A 9,250-nucleotide genomic window follows, 5' to 3' on the forward strand; every position below is an offset into this window, starting at 1 on the left:
GGTTCAGCGCCACGGCCAGCGTGGACGGGTGCTCGGGGCCGAGCACCCTGGTCGAGCGGGCCAGGGTGTCGCTGTCGTGCTCCCGCGCGAGCTCGACCTCGCCCGACTCGGCGAGGTCGCTCGCCAGGTTGGTCACGGCCACCAGCGTCGTCGGGTGGTCGGCGCCGAAGACCCGCAGGAGCGCGTCGCGAGTGCCGCGGTTGGTCTCCAGCGCCTCGTCCAGCTTGCCGAGCAGCCGGTAGGTCACCCCCAGGTTCAGCGCCGCGATCAGCGTGTAGGGGTGTTCGGGGCCGCTGACCAGGTCGCGGAACACCCGGTAGGAGCGCAGCGCGGCCTCCTCGGAGGCCTCCAGCTCGCCGAGGTGGCGCAGGTCGGTGGACGTGTTCATCAGCGCGGTCATCGTGTCCAGGTGGTCGTCGCCGAGCTTGCGCCGGTAGCGCTCCAGGCACTCCTCGGCCAACTCCTTGGCGCGCGCGTGACGCCCGGCCTTGCGCAGCGCCACCGAGAGGTTGCGGTTGGCGCCGATGGTCGCCGGGTGGTCGGGGCCGAACAGCTCGTTCATGTAGCCGAGGGTCTTCTGCTGGATCTCCGCCGCCTGCACGAAGTAGCCGCACTCGCGCAGGTCCATGGACACGGCGTTGCGGGACCCGAAGGTCAGGATGTGCTTGGGGCCGAGCGTGGTGATGCGGCGGCGCAGGTTGTCCTCGTCGAGCGCGCGGGCGCGCCCGTAGTCGCCCATGAGCCGGTGGCAGCTGGCCAGGTTGTGCACGTAGACCAGGGTTTCCGGGTCGTCCTCGCCCAGCAGCGCCACGGCCCGGTCGCACACCTGCTGCTGGAGCTCGCGCTCCTCGGTGTAGCGGCCCTGCGAGCGCCGGTCGGCGGCGACGGTGTCGAGCATCCGCAGGAACAGCTCGTGGTCCTCGCCGATCGTGGCGCGGAAGCGCTCCAGGGTCTGCTTGTTCAGCTCCACCGCCTCGTCCGCGGCGCCGAGCCTGCGGATCGCGACGGCAAGGCGCCTCGACATCTCCAGCGCGTGCAGGCCCTGCTCGTCGTCGCTCGGGCCGAGGTCGGCGTCCCACACCGCGACGGCCCGGCTCGCGAGGTCGCGGGCGCCGGTCCAGTCCCCGCTGTTGATCAGGTACTGCACGAGGTTCAGCACGAACACCCGCACCAGCCGGGAGCGGCTCCCCACCGCCTGCGACATGAGCGCGTGCGGCAGCAGTTCCGCGTAGCGGGGCCAGTTCTCGACGATGTCGGGGTCGATCGGGTCGCCCTTGGCGAGCAGCTCGTGCACCGCCTGGCGGAACTGCTCGCGGTCGGCCTCGTCCAGGCGGTCCTTGAGCACGGTCTGCACCAACCGGTGCAGCTGGAGGGTGTTGTTGCGGTGGTCCAGCTTGGCGAGGCTGTAGCGGCTGATCTCGCGCACCGCCCTGCTGAACTTGATGGAGTCGCGCAGCGCCTCGCTGAGGGCCGGGGGCACCGGTATCTCGTGGACGCCCCGGAACAACCGCTGCGAGATCGGCTCCGGGCCGAAGAAGGCGCACAGCTGGAGCAGCTGCAGCGCGGCGGGGTGGGACTCGCTCAGCCGTTTCAGGGGCACGTTCCACGCGGCGGCCACCGGCAGCTGGTCCTCGCTGGAGGTGCCCGCCTCCAGCAGCTCGGTCCGGTTCTGCCGCAGCAGTTCCAGGTACTCGGAGACCTGCATCCCGGTCTGCGCCCGCCACGCCGCGGCCTGGTCCACCGCGAGGGGCAGGTCGCCCAGCGCCTCGGCGAGCGCGTCGGCCTCGTCGTCCGCCAGCGCGCCGCCCCGGCGCTTGAGCAGCTCGACGCTCTCCGCGCGGGTGAACAGGTCGACCTCGACGGCGCGCGCGGCCATCGCCCACTCGGAGTTGCGGGAGGTGATGATGATGTGGCCGCCGGAGGAGGGGAAGAACGGCTTGACGTCCTGCGGCCGGTCGGCGTTGTCGAACACCAGCATCCAGCGCTTGAACGGCTCGCCCCTGCGCAGCGCCTCGCGCACGGCGGGCACGGCCGCGTCCGCCGTCTCCGCCCTGGGGACGCCCAGCCGCTTGGCCAGCTCCACGAAGGCGGAGTTGATCTGGGCGACGTGCTCGGCGGAGATCCACCAGACCAGGTCGTACTCCCCGGCGTGCCGGTGGATGTACTCGATCACCGTGTAGGACTTGCCGACGCCGCCCATGCCGTGCAGCGCCTCGGGGAGCACGGCGGTGGGGCCGCTCTCGGTGAGCCGGGCGCGCAGCTTCTCCAGCAGGTAGGCGCGTCCGACGAAGTTGGGGGGAGCCAGGGGGACCTGCCCCCACACCTGGGGCTGGCCGCTGTCGCGCGTGGACGGCGCCCCCGGTTCCCAACCGGTGCGGGCGTCGTCCGCGCGCACGTGGTCGGGGGAGGCGGTCGCGACTCCTGCGCCCCGCTCCTGCGGGTGGTGGGCTGTGCTCACGGTCGGCTCCAGTGGGGGTGGCGCATCCTCGGCGGGGTGCGGTGGTGGGATCGCTTCGGCGGTGTGGAACCCCTGCTCCACGAGGGACCTGGTCAGCCTGGTCGCGTGCTTGGCGTAGCGCCCGCTGAGCGCGGTGAGGACGGCGGCCTGCACCCGGACGTAGGGCAGGGTCTCCTCCGTGACCGGGGGCAGCTCGGCGGTGTCGGGGGCGTCGATCGCCCTGCCGAGGGTGAGCAGCGCGGGGAAGCGCCCGCCCGCGCGCTCCGCGAGCACGCGGGCGACGCGGGCGGTGTCGGAGCGGCGGCAGGTGGCGAGCAGTTCGGGCCGCACGCCCTCGGCGAAGTCGTAGGCGATGGTGTCGCGCCCCTGGTCGGCGCGCGCGCGACGGGTCAGCAGGCCGCCGAGGGCGACCTCGGCCATCGCGGACATGTCCGAACCGGGGAGCATGACCCGTTGGACGAGCTTCATCAGGGCGGGGCTCAGCGGGGTGGCGGCGAGCAGCCCGGCCAGTTGGAAGCCGTCGGCCGAGGCGTAGGTGCGGAACCTGCGCACCCGCTGCGCCGGGGTGGGCTCGTCCCGCTCGACGTCCTGGCGCCCGTCCTGGGCGCAGGGCTGCTCGTCGGTCTGGGGGTGGACGAGCACCGCGGTGGTCTCCACCGGTTCCTGGTGCCCTCGGGCGGTCAGCAGCCGGGCCCAGCCGGAGAACCACGGAGCGGCCAGCCCGAGCACGGGCACGAGGACCCCGTCCCCGGAGGGCTGCTCGCCCGCGTCCCTCAGCCACCGGTTGGCCGCGCCCGCGTGCGGGGCGGACAACCGCATCCGCCGCGCCGCCAGCCCGCCCCACGGCCACATGCGCTGCGGGAGCACGTTGACCACCGCGACCGGGAGCCTCCCGCCCCACCGGTTGAGCAGGTGCGCCGCGGCGCCCGTGCGCCACGCCTTGCCGGTGGCCTCGGTGAGCACGAGCACGATCCTCGGGGTGGCCCCGCCGACCAGGTGCCACCAGCCGTGCGGTGCGCCGCCCTCGCTGCGCAGGGAGCGGCTGCGGTGGTCGGTGTCCTCGCTGTCGAACCAGTAGACGCGCACGTCCCGGAAGGCGCCCTGCCGCTCCAGCAGCGCGCGGAACTCGCGGACCAGCTCGGTCCACAGGCCGGTGGCGAGCGAGGTGTCCACCACGAGCAGGACCTCGAAGTGGCGGCGCGGCTCGGACAGCCAGCGGGGCGCCCACAGGCCGGCCTCGGCGGCCCGGACGGCGGTGGCCTCCTCGTCGAGCACGTCGTGGTCGGCGGAGCGGGCGTCGCGGTCGAGGCGGCGGAGCACCCGGCTGATGCGCCGCCGGTCGGGCAGGCCCTGGACGGTGGGCCAACCGCCCGCGGACAGCGGGGCGTCCGGGGAGGGGGCCGCCGCGTCCAGCAGGAGCGCGGTCTCGGGGCCGCCGACGCCCCACCTCCGCCCGGTGCGGCCTCCGGGTGGCGAGGGCCCCGAGCCGCTCCCCGGAGGTGGGCCGCCGCTCGGCGCCTGCTCCTCGGCCCGGCTCGACCCGCCGTCCCCTCCGGGGTCCTCCTCCCGGTCGTGCCGCACGGGCGGGTCGCCCACCGGGTCCTCGTCCTGCGCCGGGCCCGGATCGCCGGGCGAGGTCGGCTCGTGGTCGGGACCGGCCACGACCGCGGCGAGCCACAGCACGTCGCGGACCTCGACGGCGGTCAGCGCGGCGGCGTCGAACACCGGACCGCCCTCGTCGAGGGGGTCGAGGTGCTGCACGAAGGCGACTCCCCTCGGGTCGTCCTCGTCGAGCCCCCTCATCCCGTTCCCCCGGCGGCGGTCATCGCGCGACCGCCTCCTCGGGGGCGCCCGCGCCCGCCGGGGTGACGAGCCGGTCGGGGTCGTCGTACAGCACGGTCACGGCGGCGCCCGCCTTCGGCGGTGTGCCCGTCTCGGCCCCGAACGCCGCGACGCGCATGAGCCGCACCGTGCCCCGCAGGTCGTGCCGGTCGGCGCCGGGGTGCCGGAGCGCGTCGACCAGGTCGGGGAACCCCGGCGCCGCGGTCCGGTCGCGGTGCCACAGCATCAGCGGGACGCCGTGCCGCTCCCCCGCCTCGACCTGCTGGAAACCGGGGAAGCCCGGCTCGGGCGGACCGCTGAGGACGACGGCGACCAGCTCCCGGTCCCGGTTCAGCTCCGTCATGAGCGCGGTCAGCGCGCCCGCCTCGCAGTCGACCCGGCCCGAGAGCGGGATGGCGCGCCCCTCCGCGAGGTGCCTGAGGAGCGCGGACCAGCGCTTGAACCACACCCGCAGGTAGCGGGGGTTCACCGCGCGCCGGGTGCTGCGGACCACCAGCTGGTAGCGGCAGCCCACCGGTTCGTCGAGCAGGGCCCCGCGCTCCCACGGCCAGGCGTCCACGTCGAGGTTGAGCAGCTCGGGGCTGAGGAAGACCTCGATGCGGATCTCGACGTCGTGCCGCGCCCACTCCCGCTCGACCTGGTCCACCAGGTCGGCGACGTGCTTCTTCACGACCGGGAGCGGCCCGGTGACCTCGCGCCCTGGGACGGGGGCCCAGTCGGCCGCGCCGTCGAGCTGCCGCCAGTCCCACAGCCGGTACTCCTCGCCGCTGGGACCGTGCCGCTCCAGGCGCAGCACGAGGTAGGCGGGGGAACCGGGGGCCGGTCCGGCGGTGGCGTGCGCGGCGCCGCGCAGGGCGAGCAGCTGGTCGACCACCTCCAGCTCCAGCGCTTGCCGGAACGCCCAGTCCCGCAGCTCGTTGGCCAGGCCCGCCGGGAACCTGGTGGCGATGCGCTCGACCAGCTCCAGGGTCCTGGGCAGGCCCGACGCGCCCGCGTTGACGTTGTCCAGCAGGGCGAACGCCTGGCGGTAGGTGACGGGTCCGCGCAGGTCGTCCGCGGCGGGACCGGCGATGGACGCGCACAGCTCCGCCAGGTCGGGCAGCGAGGTCCCCTCCAGCAGCGCCAGCAGCGCGGTGGTGGCGGCGGAGGTGTGCACCGGTTCGACGTCGGCGCCCAGCACCAACCGCTCCAGCGCGGACACGTGCGCCGGGTCGTGCGCGCACCAGCGGGCCGCGCGCAGGAGCGCGCCCAGCCGCTCGGGGGTCCGCGCGCAGAACTCCGCTATCCGGTAGAGCTGCATCCTGGGGTGCGTCTGGTCCTTGAGGACCACCGGCTCGTCCAGCTCCGCGCGCAGGACGTCGATGAACGCGTCCCGGTCGGCCTGGGTGTCGAGTCCGGGGATGCCGCTGAGCGCCTCGGCGAACGGGAGGACGGTTCCCCGCCCTCGGCTGTCGCGACTGCCTTCACGGACCATGCCTGCTCCCTGGTTGCCGAGGATTCTCCCGTTCAGTGGCAGGTGTGCCGGGATCGCCGGAACGCGGTGCGGACGACCGCGCAATGCTCGGTGGGGATTTCCCGGGATGCGCGCGGTCCGAGGGAAAGAACCACAACACGCCTCCCCGTCCTGGGCGCCGACCCGTCCACCCTAGAGCCAGGGGGGTGCCCTGGCGCTGCGGCCGGACAGGCCAATTCCCGCTCGATGAGCCGGGGTCCCGCAGTGTCCTCGGGACTCCCACAGGCAAGGGTCCGCACGCAGGGGCGGCACCGTAAGGGAGGCCACCCGTTCCGCGTAGCTGCCCGTGCCCCGTTCGCACGAAAGGGGAGGGGGATTTTCAACCCCGCGTGCACGCCGTCGCGGAGGCGTTCCCCTGAACAACCGAACCGGGAAAACCGGGAAATGGAGAAACTTGCACAGTGCCTTTTTCTGCCGACGCCGAACTGTATCGAGGAGTCGGGAAAAGCACCAAGGGACGGCGGCCCGGCTACCGGGGCGCGGGCCAGGCGCGCAGGGCCGCGTCCAGCGCGTCCAGGGCGCGCTGCCAGCTCGTCCCGCTGTCCGGTTCGCTGTGCCCGAAGCCGCCCGCCAGCTCCAGCTCGGCGTACCCGTGGAACACGCTGCCCATGAACCGCACCGCGTGGACCTGCTCCGCCTCCGGCAGGTCGTAGCCGCGGAGCACCGCGCGCGCCAGGTCGGAGTGCCTGCGGCCGGTCGCGACGTCCTCCGGGGCGACCCGGCTGCGCGTGGCCGCGTACCGGCCGGGGCAGTGGCGGGCGTAGTCGCGGTACGCGCCGCCCAGGGCGGCGAGCGCGTCGCGACCGGAGCGCCCCGCCAGGGCCGCCGCGCCGAGGTCGGCCAGTTCCGCGAGCGCGAAGGCGGAGATCCGGGCGCGCAGGTCGTCGAACCCGGCGACGTGCGAGTACAGGCTCGCCACCTTGACCCCGACCCTGCGGGCGACCTCGGAGGCGGTCAGCCGGTCGAAGCCGATCTCGTCCGCCAGCTCCGCCCCGGCCCGGACCAGGCGTTCGGCGGTCACCCCGGCGCGCGCCACCCGGCACCACCATCCTTCCGAAAGGTGTTAGTCATTTGCCTAAAGGCTTTAGGGAACCTACCGTACCCCACCATGAGGCCGTTGACCGAGCAGGAGATCCGGGGCGCGTTCGTGAACTGCAGCAAGGGCGAGGCCAAGCGCCTGAACGTGCCCCGCGACCTGGCGCAGCAGCCCTGGGAGGACCTGGACTACCTGGGCTGGCACGACCCGAAGGCGCCCGAGCGGGCCTACCTGGTCGCGGAGCTGGACGGGAGGCTGACCGGGCTGGCCCTGCGGGCGCCCGCGCCGGTGGCCCGCGGGCGGAGCATGTGCTCGATCTGCGTGACCACGCACAGCGGCGGGGTGTCGCTGGTCGTGGCGCCGAAGGCCGGGAAGGCGGGGAAGCAGGGGGACTCGGTCGGGACCTACCTGTGCGGCGACCTGGCGTGCTCGCTGTACGTGCGCGGCAAGCGGGACTCGGGCGAGCCGAACCGGGAGACGCTGGGGGTGGAGGAGCGGAGCAGGCGGATCGTGGTGAACCTGAGCGCGTTCGTCGCCAGGGTCACCGGGTGACGGGACGGGCGCGCAGCGGGATCACGCGGGTGTGACCACCACCGGGTTCGACACGGGGGACCTGCTCGCGCACAGCTCGCTCGGGGTCCTGGCGACGCTCAAGGCCGACGGGACGCCCCAGCTCTCCCCCGTGCAACCCCACTGCGACCGCGAGGCCGAGGTCGTCCTCGTCTCCACCACCGCCGGTCGGGCCAAGGCCGGGAACCAGGGGCGCGACCCGCGCGCCGCCCTGGAGGTCACCAGCGGCGACGGGCGGAGCTGGGCCACGGCCGAGGGGACGGTCGAGCTGACCGGGCCCGGCTCCGACCCGCGCGGGCCGGAGGCGGAGGCGCTGGTCGCCCACTACCGGCGGGCCGCCGGGGAGCACCCCGACCGGGACGGGTACCGGGCGGCGGTGGTCGCCGAGCGGCGGGTGCTGATCACCCTGCGGGTCAGCCGGGGGCACGGGGAGAGCGTCGGGTGAGCGCGCCCCGGCGCGCGGCGGGCGGCGGGGAGGTCGGCGCTCGGCGCTGAGTCATCCGGTCGACTCAAGCACCGGGGCCGGGCGGTGGGGCGGGCGCACTCCGGTGAGCACCGCTGACACGTTCAGGCGCGCCCTCACCGGTCAGCGGCGCGGCCCCCGGAACGACTCTGCGCAACACGCGCGTCACCCCCTCAGCCGACGCCCCCGGAACCGCCAGCGCCGTAGCGTAGTTTCGCCCCCGACCGCCCCACGACGGCGTTGGGCGGCGATCCGGGGGCGGAGCGGCGGGGCCCGGCTTCGCGGGGAGGGGACGCGATGACCACTGCGGAGGAACGGGTCGCGGCCGGGGTGAGCCGCACCGCGCTGATGGTCGCGGCGGCTCGGGCGATCGAGAGCAACCGGGACGACGCGCTCGCCGTCGACGGGTACGCGGAGCACTTCGTGCGGGCGTTACCGGACACCGAGGGCTGGCCGCTGCGCATCGAGGACGTGGCGGACGGCGACGCCGACCCGCTGTGGGGCAGGCTCGCCCGCTACTTCGGGCTGCGCACGCGGGTGTTCGACGACCACCTGACGCGGGTCGCCCGCGCGGGGACGCGGCAGTTCGTGCTGCTGGGCGCCGGGCTCGACACGCGGGCGCTGCGGCTGGACTGGCCTGGCGGGTGCACGGTCTTCGAGGTCGACCACGAGCACGTGCTGGCGTTCAAGCAGCGGGTGCTGGACGGGCTGGGCGCGAGCGGCGGGGCCGCGCGGGCGCCGGTGGCCGCCGACCTGCGCGGGACGTGGCCGCCGAGGCTGGTGGAGGCGGGGTTCGACCCGGCGGCGCCGACGGCGTGGCTGGCGGAGGGGATCTTCATGTTCCTGTCGCACACGGCGGAGCGGCGGCTGGTGCGGGAGCTGGACCGGCTGTCCGCGCCGGGGAGCGGGCTGGCGTTCGAGTTCAAGACGTTCCCGGCGGACGGCGCGCCGGTGCGCACCGGGCCGCTGTACACGGTGGCGCGCAAGCGGATCGGCGTGGACCTGCTGTCCCTGTTCAACCCCGACCCCAGACCCGACAGCGCCACCGACCTCGCGGCGCGCGGCTGGACGGCGACCTCCAGGGCGCCGTTCGAGTTCACCCGCGAGCACGGCCGGGGGCCCACCCCCGAACCGGACGACCCGTTGGAGGACAACCGGTGGATCTTCGCGGAGAAGCGGGGCGGGTGGGCGTGAGCGCGGCGGCGGGGCGGGGGTGGGCGCGGCGAGAGGGGCGCGCACCGGGCGGGCGCGACGCCGGGGGCGGGACGACGCAGGCCGGGCTGGTGCGACACCGGGAGCGGGCGCGGCGAGGTGCGCGACGCGGCGCCGGGAGCGAGCGCGACGCCAGGTGCGGGCCCGACACCGGCC

The 9,250-nt window shown here is 74.9% G+C and carries 6 protein-coding genes; 3 read left to right on the forward strand and 3 right to left on the reverse strand.

Annotation, left to right across the window (positions count from 1 at the left end):
* The 3 genes from fxsT to ACTUAL_RS21045 all read right to left on the reverse strand — a co-directional run.
* Positions 1 to 4,261 (reverse strand): FxSxx-COOH system tetratricopeptide repeat protein (fxsT, locus tag ACTUAL_RS21035; RefSeq protein WP_440901448.1); only part of this gene is annotated, 4,261 nt, incomplete at its 3' end.
* Positions 4,262 to 4,280: 19 nt separating this feature from the next.
* Positions 4,281 to 5,774: a VMAP-C domain-containing protein gene (locus ACTUAL_RS21040; protein ID WP_440901449.1), complete on the reverse strand. Its 1,494-nt coding sequence runs from the start codon at positions 5,772 to 5,774 to the stop codon at positions 4,281 to 4,283.
* A gap of 508 nt (positions 5,775 to 6,282) precedes the next feature.
* Positions 6,283 to 6,849, reverse strand: a complete 567-nt coding sequence (locus ACTUAL_RS21045) for a TetR/AcrR family transcriptional regulator (protein WP_440901450.1) — start codon at positions 6,847 to 6,849, stop codon at positions 6,283 to 6,285.
* Positions 6,850 to 6,921: 72 nt separating this feature from the next.
* On the opposite strand from ACTUAL_RS21045, the gene ACTUAL_RS21050 reads away from it, so the two are divergent.
* The 3 genes from ACTUAL_RS21050 (at position 6,922) to ACTUAL_RS21060 (ending at position 9,076) form a co-directional block, all read left to right on the forward strand.
* On the forward strand, positions 6,922 to 7,401 hold the full coding sequence (locus ACTUAL_RS21050) for an FBP domain-containing protein (RefSeq protein ID WP_440901451.1): 480 nt from the start codon (positions 6,922 to 6,924) through the stop codon (positions 7,399 to 7,401).
* 31 nt (positions 7,402 to 7,432) lie between these two features.
* Positions 7,433 to 7,864 carry a PPOX class F420-dependent oxidoreductase gene (locus ACTUAL_RS21055; protein ID WP_440901452.1) on the forward strand — a complete coding sequence of 144 codons (432 nt, stop codon included), beginning with the start codon at positions 7,433 to 7,435 and terminating at the stop codon, positions 7,862 to 7,864.
* Between the two features lie 315 nt (positions 7,865 to 8,179).
* Entirely contained in the window at positions 8,180 to 9,076 is an 897-nt protein-coding gene (locus ACTUAL_RS21060; RefSeq protein ID WP_440901453.1) for an SAM-dependent methyltransferase, read from the forward strand.
* Positions 9,077 to 9,250 lie beyond the last annotated feature (174 nt).

Source organism: Actinosynnema sp., from assembly GCF_052038725.1.